Here is a 15481-nt window from a genome sequence, read left to right as displayed (position 1 = left end):
TCAATTTCAGAATCTCAACTCTCAAAGCATGTATACTTCCGGTTATTTAAAAAAATGTTTTCTTATCACGTTGTGCTGCTTCGTTTATTATGCGCATACCAGTTCCCAGAACATCAATGGGGAAAAGATCATTGTCGGACGTGAAAGCATTACCATTATTAACTTCCCGGATAAGGTGGTTAATATTAACTTTTCTGATGAAGCGGCTTATGATTTTTATATACCCAAACGGAGAGAGGAGCGGTCCATTTCCATTCAGTTCAATAAAGAAAAAAGCAGCGGCCCAACCACTGGTCTGCTGGTAAATGAAGGCGGCCGCAGTCATATGTTCCGGCTGCTGTTCGATTCGGCTTATGATATCAATGACGACAGCCGCCCCCCGTTGTGGTATGATCATTCCAGTCTTAAAGACCTGAAAGCATTTGTAAAGAATCAGAAAACACCTGCAGAAGCCGCACCGGAGGAAGAGCTGGTTCAGGAGCGGGCGCGACAAAAAGAAGCAACCACTGCGCGCAGGGAGGAGGCATTGGCAACACAACAAAGGGCCGGAGAAACGGCTATTGCAAAAGGGCCTGCACCGGAAACAGAAAAGCCGGCAAAACAACAGCAGGCGGCACTGGAACAGGCCCGGAAAGAAGCCGGGGAGCAGGAACGGCAATTAAAACTGGCTCAGGAAAAGGAAGCGGCGGCACAGAAAGCTGCTGAAGAACAGGCACAGAAAGACGCGAAGACCCTGGCTTTACAGAAAGAACAGGATGAAAAAAAACAAAAAGAACTAAAGGAAAAACAGGATGCTGAAGCCCTGGCAAAAGCGCAGCAGGAAGCACAGGAGAAAGAACAACGGCGGCAGGAGCAATTGGCAAAGAAGAAAAAAGAGGAGGAGGAAAAACGTAAGCGAATCGCGGAGGACCTGGCGCGGAAAGAAGCAGCCCGTAAGGAGGCGCAGGAACGCCTGGCAAGACTTGAGGCAGAGAACAGGAAAAAGGAAGCGGATAAAGCCTACTCGGAAGCCGGCCTGTGGCAGCGGTACGGAAAGCGGGGGATCGACCTGTATAATTTCCCGAGAGAACAGGTGGCTACCGTAAACTCCGATTTTTATATAGCAGCAGATACCCTGCGGAATTTCAGGATATCGGATTCATTGCTGCATACGGATATCACTGAAAAACTCAATATACCGGCCGATAAACCGATCAATAAAGGGGTTGCCATTTCACTGGAGAACATCGTATTTAAGGATGTGCATACATACTATAAACTGAAGATCGAGAATAAAACGGACGAAGATTTTTTAATGGGCCGGACCTATATCTACTGGTATGATGCGGCCGAGCAGGCAAAGATGATGGTAAAAGGGAGTTATCTTACCTATATCAGTTTTTTCCCGCTGGTGCGGCCGAAAACAACACAGTATGTGGTGTTTGTAACGCGCTCTCCCAATATGGTTAATAATGAAAGCCTGGTATTGTTTATCGATGAACGCCGGAAGGAAAAAGGCTCCGCCAGTATCGTTATACCGGGCAGCGATTACAATAAGGAACTGGCGAAGGTACAAATATCAGTAAAAAAAGAACCTTCGAACCAAAACAACGGACCGGAGGTGCAGGGGAAAAAGAAAACAAAGAAACACACCGGCAAATAAGTTCGGGTACGGGAATGTCTGTACTCATTTGCCGGATCACAGAGCGGCACCCCTTTAAATACAGTACGCTTTAAACAGCATCGTATTGAAAACTTATAAAAAACATATAATAACAGCGCTGGTATTTTTTATCCCGGTCTCCGCAGCGGCACAGCACATTGTTACTTTTTGCGGGGAACAGGTGCCGATGGATCAGCAGTTCATACAGGATAAGCTGGTCAATACCATTAAGAAGCAGGTGAACGTGGTCAATTTTCCTGCGCTGCGGAAGCGGGCCTTTGCTTATTTCCCGCTCGTAGAGCGGTATCTGGCAGCCTATGGTCTTCACCGGGATCTAAAATACCTGCCTATTGTGGAAAGCGGCTTTCTTACGGAAGAGGAATCCGCGGTGGGAGCAAAGGGCATCTGGCAGATCATGCCGGCTACTGCGCGCAGTTATGGCCTTGTAATTGATGAGACCCGGGATGAGCGGCAGAACTTTGACAAAGCCACCCGGCTGGCCTGCACGCTTATAAAGGACAATTACAATATGCTGATCAGGTTTGTGGGAAGGACCAACTGGCCGCTTACCATTGCCGCCTATAACTTTGGTATCGGTAATATTGTAAAAGCAGTAAAAGCACAGGGGTACAACTATTTTACAATGCGGCTAAATCCCGAGACGGCTTTGTATGTATATAAGATCATTGCTGTAAAAGAGTTGTTCGAATACCCGGAGCTTTACAATTCCAAATTTGGCTATAATATTTTTAATCCAAAATCCGGCCCGCGGACACAGCCTTCCCAAAAGGATCTGAAAGTGGTCAACGACCCGGATGTATTACAGGAGATCGAAAAGGAAGTGGCAAAAAACGCTGATAAGAAAGAAACCGTAGTCCGGGAGGAATATGTAATGGCGCATGTGCAGGGGAAGATAAAGAATTTCCAGGACGGGGATATTGTGGAAGTGGAACTGGATGAGGATCTGCAGACAGCACGGAAAGGGCTTTCTTACAAGGGTTATAAGTTTGGCGTGCAGGGCTGGATCATCGATGACCGTGTATATTTTAAACTGGGCTATGATCATGATGTGACACTGCTGGATACCAATAAAGAGAAGGGGATATTACTGACGGACCTGCTTGCTCAAAAGCGGATCGACGTTTTGCTGAAGAACCTTGTATATGGGAAATAAAAAAACCGCAACAAAAAATGCTGCGGTCCTTATTGCTGAATAATTCAGTTATTTTTTCATTACAAAGCTTTCCATGAATTTGGTATTGAAATTACCGCTCCGGAAATCTTCGTTCTGCATTAATTGCAGGTGGAAGGGAATGGTGGTCTTGATCCCCTCGATCACATATTCACTCAGTGCACGGTACATGGTATCGATGGCTTCGTTACGCGTACGGGCCACGGTGATCAATTTCCCGATCATGGAATCATAATAAGGAGGGATGGTGTACCCTGCGTACACATGACTGTCTACCCGTACCCCATGTCCGCCGGGAACATGCAGGTTGGTGATCTTTCCGGGAGAGGGGCGGAAGTCATTATAGGGATCTTCCGCATTGATGCGGCATTCGATCGCATGCATCTGGGGGATATAGTCGGCTCCGGATACTTTTTCACCCATTGCAATCTTTATCTGTTCCTTGATCAGGTCAAAATTGATCACCTCTTCTGTTACACAATGCTCTACCTGGATACGGGTATTCATTTCCATGAAATAAAAATTCCGGTGTTTATCCACCAGGAATTCGATGGTACCCACGCTTTCATAGCCGATGGCACCCGCAGCTTTTTTTGCAGCCTCACCCATGGCATGCCGCAGTTCATCGGTCATAAACGGGGAGGGGGACTCTTCCACCAGCTTCTGATGGCGGCGCTGAATAGAGCAATCACGCTCACTGAGATGGCAAATGGTGCCATACTGGTCGCCGGCCACCTGGATCTCGATGTGGCGGGGTTCTTCCACGAATTTCTCCATGTAGATCCCATCGTTTTTAAAAGAAGCAGCCGCTTCCGCTTTTGCGGTATCATAGGCCCGTTCCATTTCTGCGTCTTCCCATACAATGCGCATGCCTTTACCACCACCACCGGCTGTTGCTTTCAGGATCACCGGGTAGCCGATCTCTTTCGCCACAACCTTCGCCTGGTCCAGACTTTGCAGCAGTCCTTCACCCCCCGGAACTACGGGTACGCCGGCCTTGATCATGGTTTCTTTTGCAGTAACCTTGTCGCCCATTTTGTTGATCATTTCGGCGGTGGGTCCTATAAATTTGATCCCATTCTCATTACAGATATTGGCGAACTTGGCATTTTCAGCGAGAAAGCCATATCCCGGATGTACAGCATCTGCATTGGTGATCTCCACCGCAGCCATAATATTGGGTACATTTAAATAGGAGTCTACGCTGGCCGGTCTTCCGATACAAACCGCTTCGTCTGCGAATTTAACATGGAGGCTTTCGCTGTCTGCGGTGGAATAAACGGCCACCGTCTGGATGCCCATTTCCCTGCAGGTCCGGATAACACGAAGGGCGATCTCACCTCTGTTCGCAATTAATATTTTTTTAAACATCGAACGTCGTTGATAATTGGATGATTGATAAAGAAAAATAAACCAATCCGGCTGGCAGGATACGGCAACGCCGTTTTCAATGCCCCGAATTGGATGACGGGTAAATTAAGCGGGTTCTACAAGGAACAACGGCTGGTCAAATTCAACCGGAGAGGCATCGTCTACCAGTACTTTTATTATTTTACCACTTACTTCGCTTTCAATTTCGTTGAAGAGTTTCATGGCCTCAATAACACAGATCACTTTCCCGGGGGTAAGGATATCGCCTTCTTCAACAAAGTTGGATTTATCGGGTGCCGGTCTTCTGTAAAAAGTACCGATCATAGGACTTTTAACGGTGATCGTATTCGAGGGCAGTTCAGCCGTCTTGGAAGCAGCTGCGGGAGCCGCTGGCGCTGCTTGTGCAGGCAATACTGCAGGCACCTGGGGCTGGGCAAGCACGGGGGCGGCGGCAACCACCTGGGTGATCTGCTCTTCTTTCTGACGGATGGTGATTTTGAAATCTTTTTGTTCAATACTCAATTCGCCAATATTGGATTTGTTAACCATTTTGATTAACTCCTGGATTTGCTTAAAGTCCATATTTCTTCAAGATTTAAATAGTTTGGGGTCCGATTTTCTTTAGTTAATAGAAAATTCATAAATGAGAAAAGCTAAGGTAAACATTTCAATAGCATTTCTGTGTAATATTCAGCAAAACACCACAATTTATACGAAAAATGGCTTAAAATCGGGTGATTTAAGCCATTTTTCAGCGATATTTTGAATTATTCCTTTACGCGCTCAACGTATTCACCTGTTTTGGTATTTACGCGGATCAGTTCTCCTTCATTTACAAATAAAGGAACATTTACCGTAGCTCCGGTTTCAACTGTTGCAGGTTTCAGGGTGCGGGTAGCAGTATCCCCTTTAAGACCGGGCTCTGTATAAGTTACCAGCATTACAATTTTATCGGGCAGCTCCACGCTTACCGGCAGTTCTGTTTCTGTGTTGATGGCAATGGCCACTTCCTGTCCTTCTTTGAGGAACTGGGGGGCATCGATCAGGCTCTCGGCAATGCTGATCTGCTCAAAGGTGGTATTGTCCATGAAGTTGTAGCCGGTCTCATCCTGGTACAGGTACTGGTAGGCTCTTTTTTCAACACGAACCGGATGGATGGTATCACCCGAGTTCCATGTCTTTTCAATGGTACGGCTGTTGTCCACACCTTTCAGCTTGGCCCACACCTTCGCTGCAGCACGGGCTGTTTTGTTTTCGCCGAATTCTACTACTGAATAAAGATTGCCATCGAGCTTTAAGATCATGCCGCGGCTGATGTCTGCTGTATTTGCCATGTAATTTTTTTTGAGGCGGCAAAGATAGCAGTTGCGGAGAAGTCCGCAAACAGACGATGGGGAAAATATCCGGATCCGTAAAAATTTTGAATTAAAGATTTATATATTAGTAATAAAAATATTTGATAAAAAATATAAATTGAATCACGTATTTTGTATTTTTATCAAAATTAATATGATTTATAAATGGTAATAACAAATAAAAAATAGATAATTGTTTAAAATAGTTAACATTATAAATAATATTAATATTAAATTGCACTGTTTCAATCAGCATCCCGCCTGCCGGGAAAGACCAGAACGATACCAAAACGGCCTGCCCTCTGAAAAGACCATAAACCAGTTTAAAACAAATTAAAATTTTATTGAATGAGGAAAATTCTGTTGCTCACAAAGACGATTTTTATTTCCGGTGCTTTATTGGCCCAGGACGCAACCACGAACGAAGTGGAAGATAAGGGAGATCTGCAGATCAATGGCTCTGTAGATGCGTATTACCGTTTTAACTTTAACCATGCCAAATCTGTCCAGCAGGCAAATAATTTCACCAGTTTTACTAATTCCCACAATTCCTTTGAGCTGGGTATGGCCTCTTTAAAGGCCAGCTATACCAAAGGAAAAGCCGGGATTGTGGTAGACCTCGGCTTCGGAACAAGAGCAAAAGAGTTTTCTTATGCTGAAAGCGGCATCACACAATCTATTAAACAGGCCTATATCACTTATGCTCCCACTGATAATATTAAACTGTCGGCCGGTAAATGGGGTACCCACGTGGGTTATGAACTGCTGGATCCCCAGCTAAACAGGAACTATAGTATGAGCTATATGTTCTCCTATGGTCCCTTCTCACATACCGGATTGAAAGCGGATTTCACTTTTGGAGAGGGCTTTGGCGTGATGGCGGGGGTGACCAACCCAACCGATTACCTGTCAGCCCCCTGGAACAAGAAGTTTATTGTCGGACAGATCAGCAAAACCTCGGAAAAGGTGAATGTGTATCTGAACTACGTAGGCGGTAAGGATACCGCAGCGATCGCTTCGAACCAGCTGGGTCTTACAGCCACAGCGAAGATCACCGACAAATTCTCCCTGGGGTATGACGGCACGGTAAAATTTGTTAAAGCCCCGGATGTGTCTTCACAGTCCTGGTGGGGTTCGGCGCTTTATGTAAATGTGGATCCTAGCGATAAGTTCGGGATTACACTGCGCGGCGAATATTTTGATGATAAAAAAGGCGTGATCGCAAATGCCGACGGCAGTGCGCTGTTCGGAACCTCTATTGTGCAGGGCACGCTGTCCTTTAACTTCAAGCCGGTAAGCGGACTGATGATCATACCGGAATTCCGGATCGACAGTGCGAAGGATCCCATTTTTACAAAAAACTCCGGAGACGGCACCAAGAGCACGGGCACCTTCCTGGTTGCTGCTGTATATTCTTTCTGATTGATACCATTACTGCTGGTAAGAGCCCCGCTGATGCGGGGCTTGTTTTTTTATAACCCGTATGGGATCATGATAATAGCACGGGTGATGTGCTGCTTTTAAAGGAAAGGCCGGATATTTACCCGGCCTTTTTTAATGTCAAAAAACAATGACTACGGATTGTTTTTTTCGAAATCAAAGCGATTGTTTTCCGTAGCTGCCCGGAAGGCTTCCGGATCGCCGTAGGGCCCCAGATACCGGGCACTTCCAAAACCCGGGATGGGATAAAACACGAAGCTCAATAAGATAAGACCAGCGGTAAATCCTTCCTGTTTGCCCAAACGTTAAAAAATATAGCGAAGCTGCTAGGCTTTCCGAACTTCTTATTAACAATATCCTTTACCGTATGGTAAATCTTATTTTAGTGCCCTTGCAATGATACCGAACAGTTGATCCACTCGCCATCAAAATGGGCGTTGTACTTTTTATAAAAATTGATCGCGGGCTCATTCCAGTCGAGTACCTGCCAGCAGATCCGCTGGAATCCCTTTTCCTTTGCCTCTTCAAACAGCCGGTCGAATAAACGGGCACCGATCTTATGCCCCCGCATGGATTCGGTAACCAGGATATCTTCCAGGTACATCGCCTGTCCTTTCCAGGTAGAGAAACGGACATAATACAGCGCAAAGGCAACAACACCGGTTTCTGTTTCCGCTACAAATGCCCACCATACGGGGTTGGGACCAAATCCGCTTTCCCTGAAATGCTCCCGGGATACGGTAACCTCCGCGGGGGCTTTTTCATAATGTGCCAGTTCTTTTACCAGCTCCAGTATCCGCGGGCAATCCGCCGCAACGGCTCTTCTGATCCTTATTTCCATGATCGCAAATTAGGCTTTTTCAACGGACCTTCAGCAATGCCTTCATCCATATCCATTAAAGCGGTTGATCATGATCAAGGGTTGTCGGATTTGTATACTTACGTTTGTTCATTTATCTTTGCATACCGATGTCTGACCTGATAAAATATATCACAGCCGGTTTTTTATCGCTGGTTATTGTTTTTGCGGCCTTTTCCGCAGACATCATCCTGCTGTATGAAAAGTCCCTGCAGAAGGAAGACATCTCCCTGGCTGCAGATGCGGGCATGGAAAAAAAGAGTACTGAGATAAAAGAGCTGTCCCCCGGAAAAGAGTTTATCAGTGACAGCAGTTCCCTGTCGCCGCTGACCATGACTGCTTTTAAAAAGACCTTCTGCGTTTTTAAACAGCCCTATATCCATAAGCTGTATAACCAGATACCGACACCGCCTCCGCGGCCTTCTTTGCCGGCATAATGCCGTTACCGCCCACGGGGCGTTCCTGAATTTTTATTTTTCAAATCATTTAATTCATTATAATTATGAACAGAAGAGTTGTGGTAAACATACTTCACGTAGTGCTGTTTTCGGGGGTGTTTTCGGTTGCCGGTGCACAGACCCTCTCCGACAAGGACATCAAAAAAAATGTGGTACCCATCGATAACCCGATCGGCAAAATAGTGCAACTGGAGCCCCGGCAGTTCGAATACAAGGCGGGGGATTACAAGTACCTTAAATTGAGTGAAGGCGCACAATACGGCTTTATGGCAGAAAACATGAAGACCGTTTTCCCGGAACTGGTAAAGGAGAGAAAAGTTTCTTATATGTTTGGCAAAAATGCTTACCGCGATGCCAGGGTAAGCACCATTGATGAAGCCGGGCTGATACCCGTCCTGGTGGCTTCCATCAAACAGCAGCAGCAGGAGATCGAGCAGCTGAAGGCCGAGCTGTTACAACTGAAAAAAGAAACGGCAGGCAAATAACGCAGGAGCGTTTTGCGTGCCCACTAAATAAAATGATATTCTTTTGCAAGGTTCACCATCGATACGATATTATTCACTCCGAACTTTTGAAGCAGGGTGGCCCGGTGTGTTTTCACGGTCAGCGGACTGATGAAAAGTGCTGCGGCGATCTCTGCGGATTTTTTACCCTCCGCAAGCAGCAGGAGTATCTGTTTTTCCCGTTTGGTGAGATCCGGTAATGCCGCCGGAGCATCCGGTTCCGGCTTTTCCATTATCGTCCGGATCTCATTGCTGAAAACCGGTGTATCGTTGTTCAGGGCGTGGTGAACACAATCCAGTATATCTTTTGCGGCGGCGGTTTTAAGCAGGTAGCCGCTGGCGCCGTTCTGCATCATTTGTACAATGATACTGCGCTCGCTCAGGTTGCTGATGGCCAACACCTTTGTGGCGGGGTACCGTTTACGGATCTCCCGGCAAAAAAGGATACCGCTACCGTCGGGTAAACTGATGTCGAGCAACAGGATGTCGACGGGGTGCTGTTCAAGCGCCTCCATCAGGCTGCCGCCGGTAGTAAAACAGCCGGTCACGGAAAAATGGGACACACCTTCCAGCAGGTTCTTTAATCCCTGTATCACGATAGGGTGGTCGTCGGCAATGGCGATATGAATCACCGGATCAGGCTGTAACATTGAGTTCAATATTTATGATAGTGCCTTCCGAGGAGGAGTCGATATGAATGTTCCCTTTCAGAAAATTCACCCGGCTGTAGATATTACTAAGTCCGATACCTTCCCGGCCGGCATGCTGTGGGTCAAAGCCGATGCCGTTGTCTTCGACTGTGATAAAAAAAATACGGTCGGCCTGACTGCATTGCACGATGATCTTACCCGCCTGTGCATGTGTTACGGCGTTGCCTACTATCTCCTGTACCAGCCGGTAGATCATCAGCTGCGCCTGCTGGGGAATATCGGGTTGCAGCTGGAAGGCATTTAAGACAATGGTTGTTCCGGGGGTTGTCATGCTTTCGCAAAGATCCTTTAAAGCCGCCTGCAGCCCGGACCGCAACAGCGATTCCGGCATCATATTCCGGGCGATCCGCCGCAGTTCCTTTACGGAGTTATCAAGCTGGTCGATGACCGGATAAAGCTCCAGCCCGCTGCGGTGCTGCTCATGGTTATAGACCATTCCGGAAAGATTGAGCTTTACCCCGGCCAGCATTCCCCCCAGGCCATCGTGCAGGTCGCGTGCCAGGCGGCTGCGTTCGCGTTCCTCTCCGATCAGCAATGCATTGGATACCTTCAGCTGTTGCTCCTGCTCCAGCGACCGCAGCTGCTGGGCGGTCTGTATCTTTTTTTGTTTAACGCTGTAAATAAAGAAAAGAATGGTAAGGGTCAGCAATGCCAGTACGCCCCATAAGGAGATCTTTTGCATTTTCGACCGGGTCTTCAGTTCGAGGATCTGTTGCTCTTTCTGCGAAGTCTGATAACGCAGCTCCAGCTCATTCATCATAAGGGAGGTCTGCTGTTTGTCCATACTGTCTTTTAAAAACGAGTATTGCTCAAGGTAGTCGTATGCAGTAGTCATATCTCCCGCCTGTTTCGAAAAGGCTGCAATGTCTTTGAGCGAGGTCAGGGTATAGGTAGAAACAGAATCTTCCTTCGCCATTTTGTTGATGGTATATGCGGCATCCCTCGCCTGGATGAACTGTCCCCGGGCAGCGGCCAGCGTTTTTCGTGAATCGTAGGCATCGTACTGGTTCTCCCGGTTGGGATAGGATTTCAGTTCTTCAAATGCCATTTTACTGGCTGCTGCAGAACGATCATATTGTTTTTTACCGGTATAATAAAAAGACAGATAGCTGTAGTACCGTGCCCACAGGTTGGTTTTGCCGATGCCGCTCAGCAGCGCCAAAGCCTTATCCAGGTAGTGTTTGGATTGGTCCAGGCTATCCATTGAGTACATCAGTAATGCCCCGCTCAAATAAGTGGTGCTCAGCTCCTCCGGCTGTCCTTTTTTTTCCCGCAGCAGGAGGTCTTTGCGAAAATAGGGATAGGCCCGGCTGTATTGCTGCATGGAGGTGAGTCCGGCTGATACATTGTGCAGGATCACCGCATACATGGTGGTATCGTTTATGGATTCGGTGAGCGGGAGGATCGAAATGATCAGCTCCATTGCTTTTTCGGAGTACCCCTTATTGTCATAGGCATAGGCAAGATTATTGGTGCTTTTGATATACAGTTTTTTTGATGGCAGTGCGGCGGTATCAGGCAGTAACAGGATGCGGGACCGGTTGAACTGGTCGATGGCGCTGTCGTTCCGGGAGGTCAGCAGCAGCACATACCCCATCCGGTGATGAGCCAGCGCCTTGTAATAATCATCGGGCAGCTGCCGGCTGAGATCCAATGCCCGGGCGGCGAAGGCCCGGGCGGTATCAACAGCACCCATATTGACATAGGCACTGGACAGCTCGCCCAGCAGAGAGATACGGGCAGTATCACTTGATGCCTTTTTCAGCAGCAGCTGCAGGCTGTCGGCACGGTGCTGGTACAGTTGCGCCTTTGTCAGGGATATACTCAGCACACAGGCCAGCAGGGTGTATAGAAAGCGGTTCACGTCAAGCTTTATTGAGAAGGTAATGTTACAGAAATTTTTCAAATTAAACTGCCAGGAAGTAAAAATACTCTCTTGGGAGTATTGCCCGGATAAAAATTGCGGCACAACTTTGAACGCAGGATCAAAACGAATGGAATGATCAGACCCTGCGCTTTTCCTGTAAAAGCGGGGCCGGAAAACAAAGCATAAATAACATGAAACAATCAATTTTTTTTAGCAGCCTTTTATTGGTAATGACACTTGCCGCCTGTAGCAAAAAAAAAGACGCGCCGGCCAGTGAGGTCGTATTGTATGAAACAGATTTCAGTACCGACGATGGTCATTGGAGTTTGGGTGCGCTGGGTAACAATGGCGCAACTGCATCTATAAAGAATGGCTACTACAATCTTGAGGGTGTCAGCGAAGGCCACGATGTATGGACGGGCTCGGTATTCTCTCAAAACGAAAAAGGAACTGCGGTTGAGGCCCATATCAAGGTCACTTCCACGAATGGAACGAAGTATGGCACCGGTGCGCTTTCCTGGGGGGCGCGGGAGTCGGCTAATAATGAATATTTTAATTTTTACTTTGTGATCTCGTTTGATGGTTATTTTACTGTAGGAGGATATCCCAATGGTATGTCGCGGCCCTATGTAACCTACAAGGACTGGACCCTGAACAGTGCTGTGAAACGTAACCAGTTCAATAAGCTCCGCATTACATTGGCGGAGGGACTGCTTCATTTTTATTGTAACGGTACCGAGTTATACAGTATGTCGTCTACAACAGATCACACACTGGATCATGTAGGGGTATCAGTAGGTAATTATTCCTTATTGCAGGCAGACGATTTTAAGGCGGTTGAATTGCCCTGATCTGTTAAAAAAAATATTATCCCCCGCAGGGGGTAAATGAAAAAAGATGAAAACATTTTTACTCCTGTGCAGCTTCTTCATCCTGGTACCGTGCACCGCCTGCGGACAGGATATGCTTACTGCAACGATCTCAAATATTGCCATACATGATTTTCAGCGGGAGCGGATACGGAGTGAATACGAACAGGAGAAGATCCGCCTGGGGAAGTCAGGTGCCGGTAGTCCTGCAAGATCCGGCCCAGCCGCAGGGGACCGTCTTTCGGCTTTTCGCTATGTTCCCTCGGAAACGACTTCCGTAAAAGTGAAGCAGGCGATCATCGCCCATCTGAAAAAAGTGAACCCCGTTTCGGGGAAAAATTTAGAGGCGGCGCTGAACCGGGACAACCCTTATGCCGCCTATGTACGGTATCTGAAAACAAGGGGATTGGATGTGCAGCACAATTATGCAGATGCTTTTACGGCCTACCTGCTGGGTATGTGGCGAATTGCAAACGGATGGAGTGATGACCCGGGAGCCGCGCAGATCAGCTATGTAAGAAACCAGGTGGCCACTGTTATGAATGTAAGCCGGTGGAATAATACACAGAAACAGGAAGCTGCAGCCTACCTGGTCTATGACCTCATTTTTGCCAATGAGCCTTATGAGGGCTCGCGCAGGAGCGGCGATAAACAACAACAGCAAAAAGATTCCGATGCGGTACACGACCGCTTCCTGAAACAGAATAATATGAACTTAAGAAAAATGATCATTACGGGCAGCGGCCTGATACCGGTCAAATGATCGCCAAAAAAAACAGGATGCAATTAATAAAAGTACTTGTCATATTGTTGATACTGCTGCCGGCCGGGGCCTTCGCCCAGGAGGGCAGGCCGGAGAAAGGAGCTGCAGTATATGTTGTCAGTAATAAGGACGCACATGCGAACGATGTAAAAAAAGAGCTGGAACACCAGCTGAAAGAATGGGGATACTGGACGATCGCCGGTTCAAAAAAGAATACCGCCGGGACCCTGCGTTTACAGGTGCAAACACATCGCGGTATGACTGCCTGGTCCTGGGGCGGGGTTACGGTACGGGCTTCTGTAGCTCTTGAAGATGCAGCGGGCGAAGTGCTTTGGACATCGAAGGAATATAAGGCGAACCCGAACGGAACAAACGGCTTTAATACCGCAAGGGCCACCGTAGAAAAGATAATCAGGGAAATGCAACGGTCCTTCCGTTAAGCATGTGCCTTCCGGAAAAGATCCGGCATCACACGCTGCCAGGGCCCTGATCTCTAAATAATAATCATATGCTCAAAAGAAATTTTTTGCTGTTGTCCCTGCTTTGTATGGCAGGATGGCTGCAGGCCCAGGACCTTGAAAGGCAGCAGCAGAAACAGGCTGTTTCGATCGAATCGGCATTTAAGAAAAAACGCATCACAGAACGGGAGTATTATAAATTACAGGAAGAGCAGGAAACGATCGTTAAGGCAATAGAACGGGCAAAGGCAGATGATTATATGAGCGCCAGAGAGAAAAATGAGATCTACGGAAAACTGCAACGGGCCGAAAAGCGCCTGCGTAAATATAAGACCAACAAGGAGCAGTACTGAGCCGTTGCTACCACACACCAGTCCGGGAGTATCGCGGACCAAATTAGGAACCTGAGTCTTACCGTTTCCTGAAAATATGCTAACTTCATTGCATGCTTGTGAAAATCAATGGAAGCGCCGTTTATGGAGTTGAGGCTATACCTATTATTATAGAAGTGAACTGGATGCCCACCGGCAAGGATCCCATGATCGTTGGTTTACCGGACAGCGCAGTAAAGGAAAGCTGGCAGCGGGTAGAAAGCACCATCAAAGCCAATAATTTTGAAATGCCCCGTACCAAGATCGTTGTCAATCTTGCCCCGGCCGATATTAAAAAAAGCGGGGCGGCATTTGATCTGCCGATCGCATTGGGGTTGCTGGCGGCTACAGAGCAGCTGAAAAATGCAGCGGCCCTGTCCGATTATGTAATTATGGGCGAACTGGGCCTGGACGGAACATTACGTGCGATCAAGGGCGCGCTCCCGATTGCCATACAGGCGCGTAAACGGGGATTTAAGGGGCTGATCGTTCCAAAGGTAAATGCCCGCGAAGCTGGTATGGTCAACCAGCTGGATGTATATGGCGTCGAGCACATCCGGGAAGTGGTGGATTTTTTTGAGAACGGCATGCAGGGGCTGGATCCCGTAGTGGTGAACACGCGGGAGGAGTTCTTTCATTCCCAGTATGATTTTGATATCGATTTCTCAGATGTTAAAGGCCAGGAAAATATAAAAAGAGCATTGGAGATTGCGGCTGCCGGCGGCCATAATGCCCTGCTGATCGGTCCGCCAGGGGCCGGGAAAACCATGCTTGCAAAAAGACTGCCGACCATTCTTCCTCCATTGACCCTGCAGGAAGCACTGGAAACAACAAAGATCCATTCGGTTGCGGGAAAACTGCCCGAAAATGCAACGCTGGTTTCCCGGAGACCTTTCCGGTCGCCGCACCATACCATTTCGGATGTGGCATTGGTGGGTGGTGGCGGAACACCGCAGCCGGGCGAAATATCACTGGCTCATAATGGGGTGCTGTTCCTGGATGAACTGCCGGAGTTTAAGCGTACCGTGCTGGAAGTGATGCGTCAGCCGATGGAAGAACGGAGGGTGACCATCTCACGTGCAAAAATAGCAGTGGATTTCCCTGCCAGTTTTATGCTGATGGCATCCATGAATCCCTGTCCCTGTGGTTTTCATAACCATCCGGAACGGACCTGTACCTGTCCGCCGGGCGCCGTACAAAAATACCTCAATAAGATATCGGGTCCGCTGCTGGACCGGATCGACCTGCATGTGGAAGTAACGCCGGTTCACTTCCAGGAGCTTTCTGTATTAAAAAAAGAAAAAAGCTCTGAAGAGATAAGAGCGAACGTGATCCGTGCGCGCGACATACAGGCCGGCCGTTTTAATGAAAGTCCGGGTATTTACTGCAATGCCCAGATGAGCAGCAAACAATTAAAAGAAATCTGTATCATTGATCAGGTTGGACAGGCATTATTAAAAAAGGCAATGGAAAAACTCAGCCTTTCTGCAAGGGCCTACGATCGTATTTTAAAGGTGGCCCGGACGATCGCAGACCTGGAAGGTTCCGCTGCTATCCGGCCGGAGTTTATTGCCGAAGCGATCCAGTACCGGAGCCTCGACCGCGAGAACTGGGCGGGATGAT

The 15481-nt window shown here is 47.8% G+C and carries 17 protein-coding genes; 10 read left to right on the top strand and 7 right to left on the bottom strand.

The features are described from left to right. Positions 1–28 precede the first annotated feature (28 nt). Positions 29–1642: a hypothetical protein gene (locus tag K7B07_RS05680; protein ID WP_223708146.1), complete on the top strand. Its 1614-nt coding sequence runs from the start codon at positions 29–31 to the stop codon at positions 1640–1642. 85 nt (positions 1643–1727) lie between these two features. Next, positions 1728–2816 (top strand): lytic transglycosylase domain-containing protein, encoded by a 1089-nt coding sequence (locus K7B07_RS05675; RefSeq protein WP_223708145.1) that lies wholly within the window; start codon positions 1728–1730, stop codon positions 2814–2816. Between the two features lie 48 nt (positions 2817–2864). On the opposite strand, the gene accC is transcribed toward K7B07_RS05675, so the two are convergent. The 3 genes from accC to efp form a co-directional block, all read right to left on the bottom strand. Continuing rightward, a complete protein-coding gene (gene accC / locus K7B07_RS05670; RefSeq protein WP_223708144.1) occupies positions 2865–4205 on the bottom strand; it encodes an acetyl-CoA carboxylase biotin carboxylase subunit in 1341 nt (446 codons plus the stop codon). Between the two features lie 105 nt (positions 4206–4310). Continuing rightward, complete coding sequence (gene accB, locus K7B07_RS05665; protein WP_223708143.1) at positions 4311–4787, bottom strand: acetyl-CoA carboxylase biotin carboxyl carrier protein; 477 nt, start codon at positions 4785–4787, stop codon at positions 4311–4313. Positions 4788–4972: 185 nt separating this feature from the next. After that, positions 4973–5539 carry an elongation factor P gene (gene efp, locus K7B07_RS05660; RefSeq protein ID WP_223708142.1) on the bottom strand — a complete coding sequence of 189 codons (567 nt, stop codon included), beginning with the start codon at positions 5537–5539 and terminating at the stop codon, positions 4973–4975. A gap of 369 nt (positions 5540–5908) precedes the next feature. On the opposite strand from efp, the gene K7B07_RS05655 reads away from it, so the two are divergent. Then, positions 5909–6982, top strand: coding sequence for a porin (locus K7B07_RS05655; protein ID WP_223708141.1), 1074 nt, complete (start codon positions 5909–5911; stop codon positions 6980–6982). A gap of 152 nt (positions 6983–7134) precedes the next feature. Here K7B07_RS05655 and K7B07_RS05650 read toward each other — a convergent pair whose 3' ends face one another. After that, positions 7135–7302: a DUF5684 domain-containing protein gene (locus K7B07_RS05650; RefSeq protein ID WP_223708139.1), complete on the bottom strand. Its 168-nt coding sequence runs from the start codon at positions 7300–7302 to the stop codon at positions 7135–7137. A gap of 80 nt (positions 7303–7382) precedes the next feature. After that, positions 7383–7841, bottom strand: a complete 459-nt coding sequence (locus K7B07_RS05645) for a GNAT family N-acetyltransferase (RefSeq protein WP_223708137.1) — start codon at positions 7839–7841, stop codon at positions 7383–7385. 128 nt (positions 7842–7969) lie between these two features. On the opposite strand from K7B07_RS05645, the gene K7B07_RS05640 reads away from it, so the two are divergent. Beyond that, positions 7970–8296, top strand: a complete 327-nt coding sequence (locus K7B07_RS05640) for a hypothetical protein (RefSeq protein WP_223708136.1) — start codon at positions 7970–7972, stop codon at positions 8294–8296. A 65-nt stretch (positions 8297–8361) separates the two neighbouring features. Next, a complete protein-coding gene (locus K7B07_RS05635; protein WP_223708135.1) occupies positions 8362–8802 on the top strand; it encodes a tail fiber domain-containing protein in 441 nt (146 codons plus the stop codon). Positions 8803–8825: 23 nt separating this feature from the next. Here K7B07_RS05635 and K7B07_RS05630 read toward each other — a convergent pair whose 3' ends face one another. Next, positions 8826–9470 (bottom strand): response regulator transcription factor, encoded by a 645-nt coding sequence (locus K7B07_RS05630; RefSeq protein ID WP_223708134.1) that lies wholly within the window; start codon positions 9468–9470, stop codon positions 8826–8828. After that, positions 9457–11394, bottom strand: a complete 1938-nt coding sequence (locus K7B07_RS27780) for a tetratricopeptide repeat-containing sensor histidine kinase (RefSeq protein ID WP_223708133.1) — start codon at positions 11392–11394, stop codon at positions 9457–9459. Before K7B07_RS27780 ends, K7B07_RS05630 begins: the two co-directional genes overlap by 14 nt. 194 nt (positions 11395–11588) lie before the next feature. Between K7B07_RS27780 and K7B07_RS05620 the strand changes: the two genes are divergently transcribed. The 5 genes from K7B07_RS05620 (at position 11589) to K7B07_RS05600 (ending at position 15480) form a co-directional block, all read left to right on the top strand. Further along, the gene (locus tag K7B07_RS05620) at positions 11589–12248 is read left to right on the top strand and encodes a hypothetical protein (RefSeq protein WP_223708132.1); all 660 of its coding nucleotides are present in this window, start codon (positions 11589–11591) and stop codon (positions 12246–12248) included. Between the two features lie 46 nt (positions 12249–12294). Next, positions 12295–13029 (top strand): hypothetical protein, encoded by a 735-nt coding sequence (locus K7B07_RS05615; protein ID WP_223708131.1) that lies wholly within the window; start codon positions 12295–12297, stop codon positions 13027–13029. A 17-nt stretch (positions 13030–13046) separates the two neighbouring features. Further along, a complete protein-coding gene (locus K7B07_RS05610) occupies positions 13047–13469 on the top strand; it encodes a hypothetical protein (protein ID WP_223708130.1) in 423 nt (140 codons plus the stop codon). Between the two features lie 68 nt (positions 13470–13537). Continuing rightward, on the top strand, positions 13538–13840 hold the full coding sequence (locus tag K7B07_RS05605) for a hypothetical protein (protein ID WP_223708129.1): 303 nt from the start codon (positions 13538–13540) through the stop codon (positions 13838–13840). A 92-nt stretch (positions 13841–13932) separates the two neighbouring features. Next, positions 13933–15480 carry a YifB family Mg chelatase-like AAA ATPase gene (locus K7B07_RS05600; protein WP_223708128.1) on the top strand — a complete coding sequence of 516 codons (1548 nt, stop codon included), beginning with the start codon at positions 13933–13935 and terminating at the stop codon, positions 15478–15480. Position 15481: the final 1 nt, after the last annotated feature.

The organism is Niabella beijingensis, from assembly GCF_020034665.1.
GTDB classification, from domain to species: domain Bacteria; phylum Bacteroidota; class Bacteroidia; order Chitinophagales; family Chitinophagaceae; genus Niabella; species Niabella beijingensis.
This window is presented reverse-complemented; position numbering and strand designations above follow the sequence as displayed.